Annotated in this window: 16 protein-coding genes; 7 read left to right on the top strand and 9 right to left on the bottom strand. The window is 57.8% G+C overall.

What is annotated here, in order from left to right:
* Positions 1-14: 14 nt before the first annotated feature.
* The 8 genes from alaS to mltB all read right to left on the bottom strand — a co-directional run bounded on the left by alaS (position 15) and on the right by mltB (position 8,980).
* A complete protein-coding gene (gene alaS, locus DSD31_RS05575) occupies positions 15-2,642 on the bottom strand; it encodes an alanine--tRNA ligase (protein ID WP_004866830.1) in 2,628 nt (875 codons plus the stop codon).
* A 254-nt stretch (positions 2,643-2,896) separates the two neighbouring features.
* Positions 2,897-3,397, bottom strand: a complete 501-nt coding sequence (recX, locus tag DSD31_RS05570; RefSeq protein WP_015585887.1) for a recombination regulator RecX — start codon at positions 3,395-3,397, stop codon at positions 2,897-2,899.
* A gap of 68 nt (positions 3,398-3,465) precedes the next feature.
* Positions 3,466-4,530, bottom strand: a complete 1,065-nt coding sequence (gene recA / locus DSD31_RS05565; RefSeq protein WP_004866835.1) for a recombinase RecA — start codon at positions 4,528-4,530, stop codon at positions 3,466-3,468.
* Between the two features lie 80 nt (positions 4,531-4,610).
* Positions 4,611-5,108, bottom strand: a complete 498-nt coding sequence (gene pncC, locus DSD31_RS05560) for a nicotinamide-nucleotide amidase (RefSeq protein ID WP_004866836.1) — start codon at positions 5,106-5,108, stop codon at positions 4,611-4,613.
* A 138-nt stretch (positions 5,109-5,246) separates the two neighbouring features.
* On the bottom strand, positions 5,247-6,125 hold the full coding sequence (locus DSD31_RS05555) for a metal ABC transporter substrate-binding protein (RefSeq protein WP_044350817.1): 879 nt from the start codon (positions 6,123-6,125) through the stop codon (positions 5,247-5,249).
* Between the two features lie 9 nt (positions 6,126-6,134).
* On the bottom strand, positions 6,135-6,998 hold the full coding sequence (locus DSD31_RS05550) for a metal ABC transporter permease (protein ID WP_004866839.1): 864 nt from the start codon (positions 6,996-6,998) through the stop codon (positions 6,135-6,137).
* A complete protein-coding gene (locus DSD31_RS05545) occupies positions 6,995-7,705 on the bottom strand; it encodes a metal ABC transporter ATP-binding protein (RefSeq protein WP_015585886.1) in 711 nt (236 codons plus the stop codon). The genes DSD31_RS05550 and DSD31_RS05545 overlap by 4 nt, the downstream gene beginning before the upstream one ends.
* Positions 7,706-7,906: 201 nt before the next feature.
* Positions 7,907-8,980, bottom strand: a complete 1,074-nt coding sequence (mltB, locus tag DSD31_RS05535) for a lytic murein transglycosylase B (protein ID WP_004866842.1) — start codon at positions 8,978-8,980, stop codon at positions 7,907-7,909.
* A 299-nt stretch (positions 8,981-9,279) separates the two neighbouring features.
* On the opposite strand from mltB, the gene srlA reads away from it, so the two are divergent.
* The 7 genes from srlA to gutQ all read left to right on the top strand — a co-directional run bounded on the left by srlA (position 9,280) and on the right by gutQ (position 14,217).
* Positions 9,280-9,843 carry a PTS glucitol/sorbitol transporter subunit IIC gene (gene srlA / locus DSD31_RS05530; RefSeq protein WP_004866844.1) on the top strand — a complete coding sequence of 188 codons (564 nt, stop codon included), beginning with the start codon at positions 9,280-9,282 and terminating at the stop codon, positions 9,841-9,843.
* Positions 9,840-10,817 carry a PTS glucitol/sorbitol transporter subunit IIB gene (gene srlE, locus DSD31_RS05525; RefSeq protein WP_004866845.1) on the top strand — a complete coding sequence of 326 codons (978 nt, stop codon included), beginning with the start codon at positions 9,840-9,842 and terminating at the stop codon, positions 10,815-10,817. The genes srlA and srlE overlap by 4 nt, the downstream gene beginning before the upstream one ends.
* A gap of 13 nt (positions 10,818-10,830) precedes the next feature.
* Positions 10,831-11,193 carry a PTS glucitol/sorbitol transporter subunit IIA gene (gene srlB, locus DSD31_RS05520; RefSeq protein ID WP_015585885.1) on the top strand — a complete coding sequence of 121 codons (363 nt, stop codon included), beginning with the start codon at positions 10,831-10,833 and terminating at the stop codon, positions 11,191-11,193.
* A gap of 17 nt (positions 11,194-11,210) precedes the next feature.
* Positions 11,211-11,990 (top strand): sorbitol-6-phosphate dehydrogenase, encoded by a 780-nt coding sequence (srlD, locus tag DSD31_RS05515; protein WP_004866849.1) that lies wholly within the window; start codon positions 11,211-11,213, stop codon positions 11,988-11,990.
* Between the two features lie 64 nt (positions 11,991-12,054).
* Complete coding sequence (gene gutM, locus DSD31_RS05510; protein WP_015585884.1) at positions 12,055-12,414, top strand: transcriptional regulator GutM; 360 nt, start codon at positions 12,055-12,057, stop codon at positions 12,412-12,414.
* A 71-nt stretch (positions 12,415-12,485) separates the two neighbouring features.
* Positions 12,486-13,259 carry a glucitol operon DNA-binding transcriptional repressor SrlR gene (gene srlR, locus DSD31_RS05505; RefSeq protein ID WP_004866853.1) on the top strand — a complete coding sequence of 258 codons (774 nt, stop codon included), beginning with the start codon at positions 12,486-12,488 and terminating at the stop codon, positions 13,257-13,259.
* On the top strand, positions 13,252-14,217 hold the full coding sequence (gutQ, locus tag DSD31_RS05500; RefSeq protein WP_015585883.1) for an arabinose-5-phosphate isomerase GutQ: 966 nt from the start codon (positions 13,252-13,254) through the stop codon (positions 14,215-14,217). The genes srlR and gutQ overlap by 8 nt, the downstream gene beginning before the upstream one ends.
* On the opposite strand, the gene norR is transcribed toward gutQ, so the two are convergent.
* Positions 14,180-15,724 carry a nitric oxide reductase transcriptional regulator NorR gene (gene norR, locus DSD31_RS05495; protein ID WP_113990875.1) on the bottom strand — a complete coding sequence of 515 codons (1,545 nt, stop codon included), beginning with the start codon at positions 15,722-15,724 and terminating at the stop codon, positions 14,180-14,182. The two genes, gutQ and norR, sit on opposite strands and share 38 nt — an antisense overlap.
* Positions 15,725-15,814: the final 90 nt, after the last annotated feature.

Here is a 15,814-nt window from a genome sequence, read left to right as displayed (position 1 = left end):
TGCATTTATAGTTATTACAGTTTTGCGCTGACCCAGCCTTTCACACTGGCTAACGCTGCAGGGAGAGCAGACGCGTCGGTACCGCCGGCCTGAGCCATATCCGGACGACCGCCCCCTTTGCCACCCACCTGCTGGGCGACCATTCCAACCAGCTCCCCTGCTTTCACGCGATCTGTCACATCCTTAGACACACCGGCAATCAGAGAAACCTTACCATCCGCCACCGTGGCTAACACAACGACCGTAGAACCGAGTTGGTTTTTCAGGTCATCAACCATGGTACGCAGCATTTTCGGCTCAACGCCGGCCAGCTCGCTGACCAGCAATTTGACGCCGTTAATCTCTTCTGCTTTGCTGGAGAGGTTTGCGCTCTCCTGCGCCGCCGCCTGCTCTTTCAGCTGCTGCAGCTCTTTTTCCAGTACGCGAGTACGTTCCAGCGCGGCACGCACTTTATCGCCAAGGTTATGGCTGTCGCCCTTCAGCAACTGTGCGATATCGCCCAGCAGATCGCTCTGCGCATGCAGATACGCAATTGCGCCTTCGCCGGTCACTGCCTCGATACGGCGAACGCCCGCAGCGGTACCGGATTCAGAGGTAATACGGAACAGGCCAATATCACCGGTACGTGAAGCGTGAGTACCGCCGCACAGCTCGGTGGAGAAATCACCCATGCTCAGTACGCGAACGCGATCGTCATATTTCTCGCCGAACAGCGCCATCGCACCAGACTCTCGCGCCGCATCGATATCCATGATGTTGGTTTCAACCGGCAGGTTGCGACGGATCTGAGCATTGACCAGATCTTCCACCGCGCGAATCTCTTCCGGCTTCATGGCTTCGAAGTGAGAGAAGTCAAAGCGCAGCGCTTTGTCATTCACCAGCGAGCCTTTCTGCGCCACATGCGTACCCAGAACCTGACGTAATGCCGCATGCATCAGGTGAGTTGCCGAGTGGTTCAGACGAATACGCTGACGGCGAGCCCGATCGACATCAGCCTCCAGCGCATCGCCCACTTTCAGCGTGCCGTGGCTCAGTTTACCGATATGACCAATGGCCTGGCCGTATTTCTGCGTATCGCTGACCGCGAAGGAGAAACCGGCGCCTTTCAGTTCGCCTTTATCGCCCACCTGGCCACCGGATTCTGCGTAGAACGGCGTTTGATCCAGAATGACAACCGCTTCCTGGCCCGCAGTCACGGCATCAACAGCTTTGCCATCGATGAACAGTGCGGTCACTTTCGCATTCAGCTCCAGGTGGTCGTAGCCTTTAAATTCAGAAGCGCCGTCAACGCGAATCATCGCATTGTAGTCTGCGCCAAAGCCGCTGGACTCACGCGCACGACGACGCTGCTCTTCCATTGCGGCTTCAAAGCCTGCTTCGTCGACTTTAATATTGCGCTCGCGGCAAACGTCGGCGGTCAGGTCAACCGGGAAACCATAGGTGTCATACAGACGGAAAGCGGTTTCGCCATCCAGCGTATCGCCCTTCAGCTTGCTCAGCTCTTCATCCAGCAGCGCCAGACCGCGCTCCAGCGTACGAGCGAACTGCTCTTCTTCGGTTTTCAGCACATGCTCAACCTGAGCCTGCTGCTGCTTCAGCTCTTCACCGGCGGCGCCCATGACATCAATCAGCGGAGCAACCAGTTTCCAGAAGAAGGTCTCCTTCGCACCCAGCATGTTGCCATGACGCACGGCACGACGAATGATACGACGCAGCACGTAGCCACGGTTTTCATTCGACGGGATTACGCCGTCGGCAATCAGGAATGCGCAGGAACGAATATGGTCAGCGATAACGCGCAGCGATTTGTTCGTCAGGTCGGTTGCGCCGGTGACTCTCGCGACGTTCTCAATCAGAGTGCGGAACAGGTCGATATCATAGTTGGAGTTGACGTGCTGCAGAACGGCAGCAATACGCTCCAGACCCATACCGGTGTCGACAGACGGCTTCGGCAGCGGCTCCATGGTGCCGTCGGCCTGACGGTTAAACTGCATGAAGACGATGTTCCAGATCTCAATGTAGCGATCGCCGTCTTCTTCCGGGCTTCCCGGAGGACCGCCCCAGATGTGGTCACCGTGGTCGAAGAAGATTTCGGTACACGGACCGCACGGCCCGGTATCGCCCATCTGCCAGAAGTTGTCAGAAGCGAACGCCGCGCCTTTATTATCGCCAATGCGGATAATACGCTCACGTGGAACGCCGACCTCATTCGCCCAGATATCGAAAGCTTCGTCATCGGTTTCGTAAACGGTCACCCACAGTTTATCTTTCGGCAGCGCGAACCAGTTTTCCCCGGTCAGCAGTTCCCATGCGTATTTGATGGCATCCTGCTTGAAGTAGTCGCCGAAGCTGAAGTTACCCAGCATTTCAAAGAAAGTGTGGTGACGCGCGGTGTAACCGACGTTTTCCAGATCGTTGTGTTTACCACCCGCACGAACGCAACGCTGCGCGGTCGTCGCGCGAGAATAATGGCGTTTGTCGAGACCCAGGAAAACATCCTTGAACTGGTTCATCCCGGCGTTGGTAAACAGCAGGGTCGGGTCGTTATGCGGCACCAGGGAGCTGCTCGCAACGACCTGGTGTCCCTTGCTATGGAAAAAATCGAGAAACGCCTGACGGATCTCAGCAGTGCTCTTGCTCATAATTATCCTGAAATCAAGCTATACACTTCACCTTTCACGCCGCCTCTACGCGGGCTGCGCTCGTTCACCCCGACCACGTACCTCTGTACGCTCCAGGTGACTCACTCTCCTGCCGCCTTGACGCAGCGCGAATGATTTTGTGTATAAGGAATAATCGTCGTGGGCGCTGATTGCCTGTTAACAGCCAGCGACCGGACGGAATAAAGTGGGAATAAGATAAGTTTTCTTTACTGGGAAGTAAAATACCCGATGGGTCAATCTGCAAAATTTCGCCAGATTTCCTGAATATCTTCCATCAGGTAGCCACGGTACAGCAAAAACCGCTGGATTTTGACTTTATCGGCAAATGTCGTCGGGAGCGGTTCGCCATACTTTCGCTGCGCCTGCTCTTTCGCCAGCGCGGCCCAGTCAATATCGCACTCGCGCATCGCGCTTTCGCTAACGTCGCGGGGAATACCTTTCTGATTGAGCTCCTGGCGGATACGCGCCGGGCCATATCCTTTGCGGCTACGGCTGCCAATAAACTGGCGAACAAAGCGACCGTCGTCAAGGTAGCGGTTCTCAATGCACCAGGCGACAACGGTGTCTACCTCTTCCGGCGTGACGTCCAGCGTCTCCGGGCCATTTTTTCCCAGTACCGGAGCAGCGAGTTTACGCCGCAGCTCCTGTTCGCTATGGTCGCGCATCGCCAGGATACGGATTGCGCGGTCCAGCAGGCGGGCATAGCCGGAACGGCGGGATGAAGGTTCAGTCACGGGCACCTCGACAATCAAAAAGCAAAAGGGCCGCATTCGCAGCCCTTCATTATCTTTCGATGAGATTATCAGAAATCTTCGTGGGTTTCTTCTGCACCCGCACCGTTACCGTCAACCACGAAGTCCGGTGTGGAATCCTGGTTATTCAGCAGCAGCTCACGCACTTTTTTCTCAATCTCTTTTGCCGCAGCCGGGTTATCTTTCAGCCAGGAGATAGCATTTGCTTTACCCTGGCCAATCTTATCGCCGTTGTAGCTGTACCATGCGCCCGCTTTCTCGATCAGCTTCTCTTTCACGCCCAGGTCAACCAGTTCGCCGTAGAAGTTAATACCTTCGCCGTAAAGAATCTGGAACTCAGCCTGTTTGAACGGCGCGGCGATTTTGTTTTTCACGACTTTGACGCGGGTTTCGCTGCCGATGACGTTATCGCCATCTTTTACCGCGCCGATACGACGGATATCGAGACGCACAGAGGCGTAGAATTTCAGCGCGTTACCGCCAGTGGTGGTTTCCGGGTTACCGAACATCACGCCAATTTTCATACGAATCTGGTTAATGAAGATCAGCAGCGTATTGGATTGCTTCAGGTTACCGGCCAGCTTACGCATCGCCTGGCTCATCATACGCGCCGCGAGGCCCATGTGAGAGTCGCCGATTTCGCCTTCGATTTCCGCTTTCGGCGTCAGCGCCGCCACGGAGTCGACAACGATAACGTCTACGGCACCTGAGCGCGCCAGCGCGTCACAGATTTCCAGCGCCTGTTCGCCGGTGTCCGGCTGAGAGCACAGCAGGTTGTCGATGTCGACGCCCAGCTTACGCGCATAAACAGGATCCAGCGCGTGCTCTGCATCGATAAATGCACAGGTTTTACCTTCACGCTGCGCGGCGGCGATAACCTGCAGGGTCAGTGTCGTTTTACCGGACGATTCAGGCCCGTAGATTTCGACGATACGGCCCATCGGCAAACCGCCGGCGCCCAGGGCGATATCCAGGGAAAGCGAACCGGTGGAGATAGTTTCCACATCCATGGAACGGTCTTCACCCAGGCGCATGATGGAGCCTTTGCCGAACTGTTTTTCAATCTGGCCTAGTGCTGCCGCCAACGCTTTCTGTTTGTTTTCGTCGATAGCCATTTTTACTCCTGTCATGCCGGGTGAAACCGGGTGGTGAATTCTGTTCTGTTGAGGCAATTATACTGTATAGTCATACAGTATCAAGTATTTTGTAGAAATTGTTGCCAGAGGAGATTTAGCGCATAAGCCGTTGCCTGACGACGCACCGCCTCCCGGTCTCCGGCAAAACATTCACGCCGGGTCACGCCCTGCCCGTTCGCACAGGCCACGCCAAACCACACCGTTCCGACAGGTTTCTCCTCGCTGCCGCCATCCGGTCCGGCGATGCCGCTCACCGAAATAGCATAGGTGGCGCGCGCCGCGCGCAGCGCGCCAACGGCCATCTCAACCACCACCGGCTCGCTCACCGCGCCATGGCCGAGGAGCGTAACCTCGCTGACGCCGATCATCTGCGATTTGGCTTCATTGCTGTAGGTCACGAACCCGCGTTCAAACCATGCTGAACTGCCGGCGATGTCGGTGAGCACTTTCGCGACCCAACCGCCGGTACAGGACTCTGCCGTGGTCACCGTCGCACCGCGAGCTTTTAATGCCAGCCCGACCTGCTCACTCAGTTGCTTTAATTCAGAATCTGTCATTAGCGCCCCGTTTAAGCCAGATAAAGAGGCCATCAAAGATAGCACTTTCAGCACAGATATGGGGATGAGGTCATCAATTTACGAGGGGGCTTCCGAAAATGAGCGGCCCCGACGGCGTCGGGACCGTTAACGCGCGCGTTACTTCATGCTGGCGGCGATCAGCTCGACGTTATGGCGTAACATTTTCACGTAGCTATCCGCCACGCCGCCCGGTTTCGAGAGCGCTTCCGGATAGAGCTCCCCGCCCGGCTGTGCGCCAGTCGCGGCCGCAATTTGTTTCACCAGACGCGGATCGAGCTGGTTTTCCATAAACCAGGTGTGGATGCCGTCGGCCTTAATTTGTTGAATCAGTGCCGCCACCTGCGCCGCGCTGGCTTCGCTTTCTGACGACAGCCCCTGTGGTGCCAGGAAGGTCACGCCATAGGCGCGGCCAAAGTAGCCAAACGCATCATGGCTGGTGAGCACTTTGCGTTTTGCCAGCGGAATTGCCGTAAACTGTTTTTTTGCCCAACCGTCGATCTCCGTCAGTTGGCCGATGTAGCGCTGCCCGGATGCCTCCAGCGCAGCCTTATCCTGCGGATCGGCTTTGATCAGGCCGTTGAGAATATTTTGCGCATAAATCGCGCCGTTAGCGGCGCTGTTCCACGCATGAGGGTCAGTAACCGTTTTCCCCTCCTCATTGAGCGTGTGCGTTTTTACCCCGGTAGAGGCCACCACCAGCTCACCTTTAAAACCCGAAGCTTTGATTAATCTGTCGACCCAGCCTTCCAGTCCCAGACCATTAACCACCACCACATCGGCTTTGCTCAGCAAAGCGCTATCCTGCGGCGAAGGTTCAAAGGTATGCGGATCGCCGTCCGGTCCCACCAGCGTATCAACATGCACATGTTCGCCCCCCACCTGCTGCACCATATCGCCCAGCACTGAAAAACTACTCACCACGTTGAGCGTTTTTGCCATCGCCCCCTGCGTTGCGAGGCCTAACGCCAGCGCCAGAATGACTGCGGTACGTTTCATCATATTTCCTTACCCCATTAATTTACGCCAGCTGACGACCAGTCGGCTGCGCGTGCCAAAAAACACCGAAATAAAAAAGATCCCGCTGGCGGTCAGTACGATGGACGGCCCGGCCGGTAAATTCGCGGTCCACGACAGGCTTAACCCCATCCAGGCACAAAAGCCGCCTATCAGCGCCGCCAGCAGCAAGGTTCCGGGCAAGGTTCGCGCCCAGCAGCACGCCGCTACCGCCGGCAGCATCATCACGCCAACCGCCATCAGCGTCCCCAGCACCTGGAACCCGGCGACCAGATTGAGCACCAGCAGCGCCAGGAACAGACCGTGCAGCAGCGCCGGGAGCCGCGGGTGGTTCACCTGCAGCCAGGCGCTATCAAAGGCTTCGCTGACCAGTCCACGATAAAGCAGCGCGATGCAGAGCAGCGTCAGGCTGGCCACCCCGCTGACAAACAGCGCAGCGTCGTTATCCACCGCCAGAATCGAGCCAAACAGTAGATGCAGCAGATCAACGCTGGAGCCGCGAAGCGACACCAGCGTCACTCCCAGTGCCAGTGACCCGAGGTAAAACCCGGCAAAACTGGCATCCTCTTTCAACGGCGTGCGTCGGCTGACCCAGCCCGCCACCAGCGCCACGGCAATTCCGGCGATAAACCCGCCGATAGTCATTGCCAGCAGCGACATGCCGCTCACCAGGTAGCCCACCGCCACGCCGGGTAAAATTGCATGCGACAGCGCGTCGCCCATCAGACTCATTCGTCGCAGCAGTAAGAAGACGCCAAGCATGGTCGTGCTCAGAGAGAGCGCGAGGCACACCAGCAGCGCGCGGCGCATAAAGCCGAATTCAATGAAGGGCTGAAAAAAGGTATGCCAGATCATGCCAGCCTCGCAGAGCCGAAGGCGGGCAGCACATCGTCGGTGTTACCCCAGCGAGCGCGCTGCGGTTCCAGCAGCAGCGTTTCCGGGAAATATTCAGCGACGCGCTGGTTATCATGCAGCACCGCCAGTACCGTCTGCCCCTGTTGATGCATCTCAAGGATCAGCCCCATCAGCTCGCGGCTGGTTGCTTCATCAATCCCGGTAAAGGGTTCATCCAGCATAACCAGCGGCGCCTGCTGCACGATAACTCTGGCGAACAGCATGCGCTGGAACTGCCCGCCGGAGAGCGCCTCAATCGGCGTTTTCGCCATTGATGTCAGCCCCACGCGCTCCAGCGCGGCGCCGATACGCCGCCGGAGCTCGCTGCGGATCCCCCCCAGTAAAGAGACATGCGGCCAGGCCCCCTGACTCACCACGTCCTGTACCGTCAGCGGAAACTGCGATTCGAGGGCATGGCGCTGCGCCAGCCAGCCAATTACCGGACGCGAAACCGTCCAGCGCAGCCTGCCGCTGACCGGAGGAATAAAGCCGGCCAGCGTTTTCAACAGCGTTGATTTACCGCAGCCGTTCAGGCCGACAATGGCCGTCATGCTGCCTGCCGCAATAACGCCGCTCAGGGCCGGCGTAATAGCCAGTTCTTCGTAACCGGCTACCAGATGATCCAGTTCAATCATGGCAGGGTTACCGCCCACCAGGTCGCCAGCCACAGGAGCGCCAGCAGCACACAGGCTATTCCTACGCGTACCGCTGCGGATGTCATAAAAAGAGAAGTCACAGCCTTATCCAATTAATATGTTATAACGTAACAATATTAGATTGACGAAAAAATGTAAATCAGCGTCGACGGCGGGAAATGCTGCAAAATGTAACAGAACTCCCCTCACGACGAGGGGAGTATCAGGGAAGGGTTACTGTCCGCGGGCCTGAGAAACGGCCAGACCCAGCTGCCAGACGGCCATCGCGTAGTGGGTACTGTGGTTATAGCGGGTAATGGTGTAGAAGTTCGGCAAACCATACCAGTACTGGTAACCGGTTCCGATGTCCAGACGCAGCAGGCTGGCCTGCTGATGGTTGCCTAGCGGTTGCGTCGGCGTCAAACCTGCCGCCGTAAGCTGCGAAATGCTGTAGTTGGTTTTGAAGCCATTCTCCAGACCCGGCGCCTGACCCAGCGCCTGTACCGCAACCTGATCGCCACTCACCCAGCCGTGCTGTTTGAAATAGTTCGCCACGCTGCCAATCGCGTCCACCGGATCCCACAGATTAATGTGCCCGTCGCCGTTAAAGTCCACCGCATACTGTTTATAAGAAGACGGCATAAACTGACCGTAACCCATTGCTCCGGCGAAAGATCCTTTCAGGTTTAACGGGTCATCTTGCTCGCTGCGCGCCATCAGCAGGAAGGTTTCCAGCTCACCGGAGAAATAGTCGGCGCGACGCGGGTAGCTAAACGACAGCGTCGCCAGGGCGTCGAGAATGCGGGTTTTGCCCATCACGCGACCCCAGCGGGTTTCTACGCCAATAATGCCGACAATAATTTCCGGCGGCACGCCGTACACCTGCCAGGCGCGGTTCAGCGCATCCTGATACTGGTTCCAGAATACGACGCCGTTCTGCACGTTATCCGGAGTAATAAACTGTTTTTTGTAACGCAGCCAGGCGCCGTTAGGCCCTGACGGCGGCAGTCCGCTCGGCGCCTGGCGGTCCATCAGGCGCAGGACGTAATCCAGGCGTTTCGCCTGGGAAAGGATCTCATGCAGCTGCTGTCTGTCGAAGCCATGCTTGCTCACCATTTTATCGATGAACTGCTCCGCCGCCGGGTTGTTAGCGAAATCGCCTCCCATCTCCATCACATTGTGCTGCGGCTCCAGCAAAAAACCGCCGCCTCCCGCCGTCTGGGGTTCTGCGGTGGTTTTAGGTTTGCTGCTACAGGCAGCGAGGAGAACACACAGGGGAAGTAAAGCCAGATAGCGACGCTTCAACATGGGACATCCGTTTAACAAATTTGGCAAAGGATAATTATGGTAAAGCATGCGGCCGTCAACAAGGAAGCGGCAATGTATTTGCGGACAAAATAGTCCCGCCAGCACCGCCCTTTCCGGTTCATTATCTACCCGTTCATCTCCCCTTTGCCTCGGTTAGCATTCCCCTTCATCACGCACAAACTTTCAAAATAAAATATTTACCTTTCATTTTGCGATCAATTTAACACTTTTAAACCTTTCAAAGTGATTAAAATGAGCTGCCAGTTAGCAAGAAAAATAACACTCTGAAGGAGAGAACAATGATTGAAGTCATTACCCACGGCGCCGAATGGTTTATCGGCCTGTTTCAGAAGGGGGGCGAGGTATTTACCGGTATGGTTACCGGGATCCTGCCGCTTCTGATCAGTCTGCTGGTGATCATGAACGCGCTGATCAACTTTATCGGTCAGCAGCGGATCGAAAAGCTGGCGCAACGCTGCGCCGGCAATCCGATCTCACGCTATCTGCTGCTGCCCTGCATCGGCACCTTTGTGTTCTGTAACCCTATGACCCTGAGCCTCGGGCGCTTTATGCCTGAGAAGTACAAGCCCAGCTACTACGCGGCAGCCTCTTACAGCTGCCACTCTATGAATGGCCTGTTTCCCCATATCAACCCCGGCGAGCTGTTTGTCTATCTCGGGATTGCCAGCGGCCTGACCACGCTTGGCCTGCCGTTAGGTCCGCTGGCGGTGAGCTATCTGCTGGTAGGCCTGGTCACCAACTTCTTCCGCGGTTGGGTCACCGATCTGACCACCTCGATTTTTGAGAAAAAAATGGGCATCCAGCTTGAGCAAAAAGTCCATCTTTCCGGAGCAACCTCATGACCCGTATTCGTATTGAAAAAGGCGCCAGCGGCTGGGGCGGCCCCCTAGAGCTGGACGCCGTTGCCGGTAAAAAGATCGTCTACATTACCGCCGGTACCCGCCCGGCAATCGTCGACAAGATCGCCAGTCTGACCGGCTGGCAGGCCGTCGACGGGTTCAAAGAAGGCGAGCCGCCGGAAGAGGAGATCGGCGTTGCCATTATCGACTGCGGCGGTACCTTGCGCTGCGGCCTCTACCCAAAACGTCGTATCCCGACCGTCAATATCCACGCCACCGGCAAATCCGGCCCGCTGGCGCAATATATCGTCGAAGATATTTACGTCTCCGGGGTGAAAGAGGAGAACGTTCGCCTGTTGACCCACGATGGCGCAGCGGCGCCCGAAACCAAGCCGGGCCAATCGGCCCCGCGGGATTACGATACCAGCAAAAAAATAACCGAGCAGAGCGATGGTCTGCTGGCGAAGGTCGGTATGGGAATGGGCTCCGTGGTGGCGGTGCTGTTCCAGTCCGGACGCGACACCATCGACACGGTGCTGAAAACGATCCTGCCGTTTATGGCTTTCGTCTCGGCACTGATCGGCATCATCATGGCCTCCGGCATCGGCGACTGGATTGCCCATGGTCTGGCCCCGCTCGCCAGCCATCCTCTTGGCCTGGTCACGCTGGCCCTGATCTGCTCCTTCCCGCTGCTGTCGCCGTTCCTCGGCCCTGGCGCGGTTATCGCTCAGGTCATTGGCGTGCTGATCGGCGTGCAGATTGGTCTCGGCAATATTCCCCCGCACCTTGCGCTCCCGGCGCTGTTCGCCATTAACGCCCAGGCCGCCTGCGATTTTATTCCGGTTGGGCTGTCGCTTGCCGAAGCCCGTCAGGACACGGTGCGCGTCGGCGTTCCTTCGGTGCTGGTAGGACGTTTTCTGACCGGTGCGCCGACGGTGCTGATCGCCTGGTTTGTGTCCGGATTTATTTACCAATAAGAGGTTCCTGAAGATGACCGTGATTTACCAGACCACGATTACGCGCATCGGCGCCAGCGCGACGATGGCGCTCGAAGAACAGATGTTGATTACCTTTCGCGAAGGCGCGCCGGCGGACATTGAAGAGTATTGCTTTATTCATAACCACGGCGAATTTTCCGGCGCGCTGGCGCCGGGCGCGGAGCTCCAGCTTGGCGAACAACGCTTTCCGGTGACCGCCGTCGGCGATGTTGCCGAGCAAAATCTGCGCGAGCTGGGCCATATCACGCTGCGCTTTGATGGCCATAGCGAAGCGGAGTTTCCGGGGACGGTCCACGTGTCTGGCCCCGTGCCGGACGCGATCGCCCCCGGCTGTATATTGAAATTTGTTGCATGAGTTGTCAGGAGAAGACTATGAATCAGGTTGCTGTTGTCATCGGCGGTGGACAAACCTTAGGCGAGTTTCTGAGCCGGGGCCTTGCCGCACAGGGGTATCGGGTTGCCGTTGTGGATATCCAAAGCGATAAAGCCACGCGCGTCGCGCAGGCTATCAACGACGAATATGGAGAAGGAACGGCGTACGGTTTTGGCGCCGATGCCACCAGCGAGGCCAGCGTGATGGCCCTCGCCCGCGGCGTGGACGAAATATTCGCGCGGGTGGATCTGTTGGTGTATAGCGCCGGGATCGCCAAAGCGGCCTTTATCAGCGATTTCGCGCTCGGTGATTTTGACCGCTCGCTGCAGGTGAATCTGGTGGGCTACTTCCTCTGCGCTCGCGAATTTTCACGGCTGATGATTCGCGATGGGATCAAGGGGCGTATTATTCAGATCAATTCCAAATCCGGCAAAGTCGGCAGCAAGCACAATTCCGGCTATAGCGCAGCGAAGTTTGGCGGCGTCGGGCTGACCCAGTCGCTGGCGTTGGATCTGGCGGAATACGGCATTACCGTTCACGCATTGATGCTGGGCAACCTGTTGAAATCGCCGATGTTCCAGTCACTGCTGCCGCAATATGCCAGCAAGCTGGGCATTGCCGAGGACGAAGTCGAGCAGTACTACATCGACAAAGTGCCGCTGAAACGCGGCTGCGACTATCAGGATGTCCTGAACGTACTGATGTTTTACGCCAGCCCGCAGGCCTCTTACTGCACCGGGCAATCCATCAACGTCACCGGCGGGCAGGTGATGTTTTAACCGCCGGTTCCCGGGTCGCGTCGCGATCCGGGTTCTTCCCGACGCCACGCCTTAAGGAGATTTTATGGTTAGCGCATTAATCACCGTCGCCGCCATCGCCTGGATCGCCCAGCTCGCCTTCGGCGGCTGGCAGATCCGCCGCTTTAACCGCGAGTTCGATAAACTCTGTCAGCAGGGCCGCGTCGGCGTCGGGCGTTCATCGGGCCGCTTCAAACCGCGCGCGATCGTCGCCATCGCCTTTGACGACCACGATCGCGTCAGCGATACGCTGCTGATGCGAGGAGTGACCGTCTTCGCCCGCCCGCAAAAAATCCCCGCGATAAAAGGGCAATATCGTGAGGAATTGCGGCCAGATATGATCTTTCCCCAGGATCCGCTCTGTCAGAATGCTCTATCATTAGCGCTTAAACCGAAACATGTATAATTTCGTTGTAAAAGTAAATATCTTGCGAAATTATCACTTCGAAACTTAACGCAGGATAGGATATTACCGCTATGAAACCACGTCAGCGCCAGGCAGCCATTGTTGAGCACCTGCAAGCGCAGGGTAAATGCTCGGTTGAAGAGCTGGCGCAACACTTCGACACCACCGGCACCACCATCCGCAAGGATCTGGTGATCCTCGAAAATGCCGGCACCGTTATTCGCACCTACGGTGGCGTGGTCCTCAACAAAGATGAGCCCGACCCGCCTATCGATCATAAGACGCTCATTAACACCCATAAAAAAGCGCTGATCGCCGAAACCGCGGTGCACTACATCCACGATGGCGATTCGATCATCCTCGATGCCGGCAGCACGGTGCTGCAAATGGTGCCGCTGCTCAGCCGCTTCAATAACATCACGGTCATGACCAACAGCCTGCATATCGTCAACGCCCTCTCCGAGCTGGATAATGAACAAACGATCCTGATGCCCGGCGGCACCTTCCGTAAGAAATCGGCCTCCTTCCACGGACAGCTAGCGGAAAACGCCTTCGAGCAGTTCAGCTTCGACAAACTGTTTATGGGGACCGACGGCATCGACCTGAACGCCGGCGTTACGACCTTCAACGAGGTTTATACCGTCAGTAAAGCGATGTGCAATGCCGCCAGAGAAGTGATCCTGATGGCCGACTCATCAAAATTTGGCCGTAAGAGCCCGAACATCGTCTGCGGCCTCGAGCGCGTGGATAAGCTGATTACCGATGCCGGTATTGACCCGACATTCCAGCGGGCGCTGGAAGAGAAAGGCATCGAAGTGATTATTACTGGAGAAGAACATGAGTAACTTTCTGTTAGAAGCCGGACGCCAGACCCTGATGCTGGAGCTACAGGAGGCCAGCCGCCTGCCTGAACGCCTGGGCGACGACTTCATCCGCGCGGCGGAAACCATCATCCACTGCGAAGGGAAACTGGTGGTCTCCGGTATCGGTAAATCAGGCCATATCGGCAAAAAGCTGGCGGCCACTTTCGCCAGTACCGGCACCCCGGCCTTTTTCGTCCATCCGGCGGAGGCGCTGCACGGCGATCTCGGGATGCTTGATGGTCGTGACGTGATGTTATTTATCTCCTACTCCGGCAGCGCCAAAGAGCTGGATCTTATCGTCCCGCGCCTGGAAGAGAAAGGGATCCCGCTGCTGGCGATGACCGGAAAATCGCAATCCCCGCTAGCGCTGGCGGCAAAAGCGGTACTGGATATCGCCGTCGAACGCGAAGCCTGCCCGATGCATCTGGCCCCCACCTCCAGCACCGTCAATACCCTGATGCTCGGCGACGCGCTGGCAATGGCGGTGATGCAGGCCCGCGGTTTCAATGAAGAAGATTTCGCCCGCTCACACCCCGCCGGCGCCCTCGGCGCGCGGCTGCTGAACAAGGTTCACCATCTGATGCGCCGCGATGACGATGTCCCACGCGTCGACCTTGATACCCGCGTGATGGACGCGATGCTGGAGTTAAGTCGTACCGGGCTGGGTCTGGTCGCGGTCTGCGATGCGCAAAACCGCGTGCAGGGCGTCTTCACCGATGGCGACCTGCGCCGCTGGCTGGTCGGCGGCGGGACGCTCAACGATGCCGTTGCCCAGGCGATGACCCGCAACGGCGTCACCCTGCAGGCGGAAAGCCGCGCGGTCGAAGCCAAAGAACGGCTGATGAAGCACAAAATCAGCGCCGCCCCGGTGGTCGACGAAAACGGCCTTCTGGTTGGGGCAATTAACCTGCAGAACTTCTATCAGGCCGGGATTCTTTAAGCCCCAGACGCTTCGCCAGCCGGTGCAGGTTGGCGACATCAAGCTCCAGCGCGCGGGCGGCAGCGGCCCAGTTGCGATGGTTATCCGCTAACGCGCGGGAAATCGCCTCGCGCTGGAATGCCTCGGTCGCCGCGCGCAGATTGATCGCCGGCATCGGCAGCGCCGGTGTCGTGGCCGGCAGCCCGGGCGCGTCGACGGCAAACTGAAAATGCGCCGGATCGAGCCGCACCTCGTCGCCAGCCTGCGTCGCCCGCGCCAGCACCACCGCGCGATGAATCGCATGTTCCAGCTCGCGCACGTTGCCAGGCCACGGCCAGCTGCGCAGACTTGCCCGCGTGGCATCGCTCAGCACCACCTGCGCCAGCCCCATCCGCAGGCGGCACTGTTCGCAGAAATATCCCGCCAGCAGCACCACGTCATCGTCGCGATCGCGCAGCGCCGGCACCGAGAGCGGAAACACGCTCAGGCGGTGATAGAGATCGGCGCGAAAACGGCCGGCAATCACCTCCTGGCGCAGATCGCGGTTGGTGGCCGCCAGTACCCGTACATCAACCCGCAGGCTGCGATCGTCGCCCACGCGTTGGATATCGCCATACTGCAATACGCGCAGCAGTTTAGCCTGTAGCGCCAGCGACAGCTCCCCAATCTCATCAAGAAACAGGGTCCCGTTATCGGCCATTTCAAACTTGCCGCTGCGGTTGCTGATAGCCCCGGTAAACGCCCCTTTCACATGCCCGAACAGCTCGCTTTCCGCCACGCTCTCCGGCAGCGCCGCACAGTTCAGATAGATCAGCGGATTGGCCGCCCGCGGCGACCCTTGATGAACCGCTTTCGCCACCAGTTCTTTGCCGGTGCCGGTTTCGCCGCTAATCAACACGTTCAAATCCGACGCGGCGACGATATCAATCTCTTTTTTCAGCTGCTGTATCGGCGCCGACAGACCGATAATCTCCTGACGGTCGGGGGGCGTATAGCTCGCGCTCGCCTCCGGCAGCACGTTCTGATTTTCGAGACGGGCAATGAGCAGCGCGTTATTCAGCGCTCCTGCCACCAGGGCGGCAATCAGCCGTAGCTCCTCATCGCTGAAGCTATCGAAACGGTCGGCGTCCATACCGTCCAGGGTCAATGCGCCTATCAGGGTTTGTCCGGCAAACAGCGGCAGCCCAACGCAGGCGTGAACCTTGAGACTCTCCTGGCCGGGAATCAGCCCGTCATAAGGGTCGGGCAGATCGCTGTCCGCCGGGAAGCGCACGACGTCCCCCGCGCGAGCAATCGCCTCCAGCCGCGGGTGCCCGGCCAGCGCAAAGCGTCGCCCCAGCACATCCTGCGCCAGTCCGTCGATCGCCAGCGGCACAAACTGATGGGCGTCGTAGCGCAGCAGCGCCGAGGCATCGCATCCCAGCACCTGCCGTAGGGTGGCGATCAGACGCGGGAATCGGTCGGCGTGACCAATATCGCTTTGTAAATCAATGGCGATTTTCGCCAGTACCTGCAGGGAAAAGCTCATTGCAGCCTCATTGTCATTTTGACACCATTAATTGTCATAACGACTATTTTAACCATTGTCATTTTGACATCAATTAGTTTAGCGAAAAAC

It is taken from the genome of Klebsiella sp. X13, from assembly GCF_003323835.1.
In the GTDB taxonomy this organism is placed as follows: Bacteria; Pseudomonadota; Gammaproteobacteria; order Enterobacterales; family Enterobacteriaceae; genus Klebsiella; species Klebsiella ornithinolytica.
This window is presented reverse-complemented; position numbering and strand designations above follow the sequence as displayed.

Bases quoted from the DNA above. Each gene is read 5' to 3' on its own strand.
- srlD (WP_004866849.1), top strand. From the start codon at position 11,211: ATGAATCAGGTTGCTGTTGTCATCGGCGGTGGACAAACCTTAGGCGAG.
- pncC (WP_004866836.1), bottom strand. From the start codon at position 5,108: ATGACAGATTCTGAATTAAAGCAACTGAGTGAGCAGGTCGGGCTGGCA.
- gutM (WP_015585884.1), top strand. From the start codon at position 12,055: ATGGTTAGCGCATTAATCACCGTCGCCGCCATCGCCTGGATCGCCCAG.
- srlE (WP_004866845.1), top strand. From the start codon at position 9,840: ATGACCCGTATTCGTATTGAAAAAGGCGCCAGCGGCTGGGGCGGCCCC.
- srlA (WP_004866844.1), top strand. From the start codon at position 9,280: ATGATTGAAGTCATTACCCACGGCGCCGAATGGTTTATCGGCCTGTTT.
- srlR (WP_004866853.1), top strand. From the start codon at position 12,486: ATGAAACCACGTCAGCGCCAGGCAGCCATTGTTGAGCACCTGCAAGCG.
- DSD31_RS05555 (WP_044350817.1), bottom strand. From the start codon at position 6,125: ATGAAACGTACCGCAGTCATTCTGGCGCTGGCGTTAGGCCTCGCAACG.
- srlB (WP_015585885.1), top strand. From the start codon at position 10,831: ATGACCGTGATTTACCAGACCACGATTACGCGCATCGGCGCCAGCGCG.
- alaS (WP_004866830.1), bottom strand. From the start codon at position 2,642: ATGAGCAAGAGCACTGCTGAGATCCGTCAGGCGTTTCTCGATTTTTTC.
- gutQ (WP_015585883.1), top strand. From the start codon at position 13,252: ATGAGTAACTTTCTGTTAGAAGCCGGACGCCAGACCCTGATGCTGGAG.
- mltB (WP_004866842.1), bottom strand. From the start codon at position 8,980: ATGTTGAAGCGTCGCTATCTGGCTTTACTTCCCCTGTGTGTTCTCCTC.
- DSD31_RS05550 (WP_004866839.1), bottom strand. From the start codon at position 6,998: ATGATCTGGCATACCTTTTTTCAGCCCTTCATTGAATTCGGCTTTATG.
- norR (WP_113990875.1), bottom strand. From the start codon at position 15,724: ATGAGCTTTTCCCTGCAGGTACTGGCGAAAATCGCCATTGATTTACAA.
- recA (WP_004866835.1), bottom strand. From the start codon at position 4,530: ATGGCTATCGACGAAAACAAACAGAAAGCGTTGGCGGCAGCACTAGGC.